Raw genomic sequence first — 1394 nt, forward strand, 5'->3', positions numbered from 1 at the left:
GAAAGTCGGATCGCGAGGTTTCACGCGCCGGTCCTCACTTCTGCTTGCCGGTCACGAGGCCGATCTGGTTCAGCTCGATGCGGCGCAGCAGGTCCAGCACGTCGACCACCTTGGCGTACTGCACGCTCGAATCGCCACGCACGATGACGGGGAAGTCGGGCGACAGGGCCTTCTCGGTGCGCAGGCGCTCCTCGAGCTCCGGCAGCGAGACCGGGTAGGCGTCGAGGAACACGTTGCCCGCGTTGTCGATCGTGATGGCCTTGGTCTTGGGCTTCTCCAGCGCCACCGAGGAACTGGCCTTCGGCAGGTCGACCTTGATGCCCGGGATGCTGGCGTTGCTGGTGAGGATGAAGATCACCAGCACGACCAGCAGCACGTCCACGAACGGCGTGATGTTGATGCCGCCGGTGCGCTTGCGCACGGCGAACTTGGCTGCGTTGGGCATGTGCGTCGCCTCAGGCCGGAACCTGTGCCGGCGAGGTCCAGCCGCCACGTGCCGCGTTGTCGTCGGCCGTGCGGCGCGCGCCGCCCTGGGCCGCGACGGCCGCGGGCACCGACCTGCCCTCGCCCTGCTCTTCGGCCAGGCGCGTCACGAACTCGTCGACGAACACCGCCATGTCGGCGCCGATGGCGTCCGAGCGCGAGGCCAGCCAGTTGTAGCCGAACAGCGCGGGAATCGCGACGCCCAGGCCGGCGGCGGTACACAGCAGCGCGGCCGCCATGCCCGGTGCCACCGAGTTGATGTCCACGGCACCGGCCATCGCCGCCACCACGAACACCAGCATGATGCCGATCACGGTGCCGAACAGGCCGACGTAGGGCGCGCCTTCGATGGTGGTCGAGAGCCAGTTCATGCGCTTGGACATGCGCTCGGTCTCGCGCACCATCACGCCGTCCATGGCGGCGCGGATGGCGCCGATGGTCGCGCTCGACACGGCGCTCAGGTCATAGCCGCGTTCGTGGCGACGGCGCATCTCTTCGATCGCCACCTGGTAGAGGCGCCACAGCGAGGAGTCGTTGCGGACTTCCTGCGACACGGTGTTGCTGATCGCGAGGCGGTCCAGCGGGGCGCCGGCGGCTTCGCGGAAGTGCTCGATGAAGCGGGCATTGGCGCGCGAGGTGGCGCCGTAGCTGCGGCCCTTGCCGATCATGATGGCCCACGACAGCACCATCATCAGGCCCAGCAGGCCGACGACGATCCAGGCGTCCAGCGGCATCGCGGCCAGGATGAAGCCGAAGTGGCTCTTGCCGGCCTGCTGCTCGTCGGCACCGAAGGCCGTGAGGCGCGATTCGGCGCCTTGCGAGACGGCGTCGGCCAGCAGCAGCGCATCGCCGCGAGCGACCTTCGACAGGCGCACTTCGTCGATCGCACCGGTGAACGGTGCCCAGGCGGC

Annotated in this window: 2 protein-coding genes; both read right to left on the minus strand. The window is 68.9% G+C overall.

Features of this window, described 5'->3' with window-relative positions:
• Window positions 1-34: 34 nt before the first annotated feature.
• Window positions 35-445 carry an ExbD/TolR family protein gene (locus AC27VN_RS41480; protein ID WP_057590202.1) on the minus strand — a complete coding sequence of 137 codons (411 nt, stop codon included), beginning with the start codon at window positions 443-445 and terminating at the stop codon, window positions 35-37.
• A gap of 10 nt (window positions 446-455) precedes the next feature.
• On the minus strand, window positions 456-1394 hold a 939-nt coding region (locus AC27VN_RS41485), incomplete at its 5' end, for a MotA/TolQ/ExbB proton channel family protein (protein WP_490880511.1).

The organism is Variovorax sp. 20P10.2.4, from assembly GCF_058244205.1.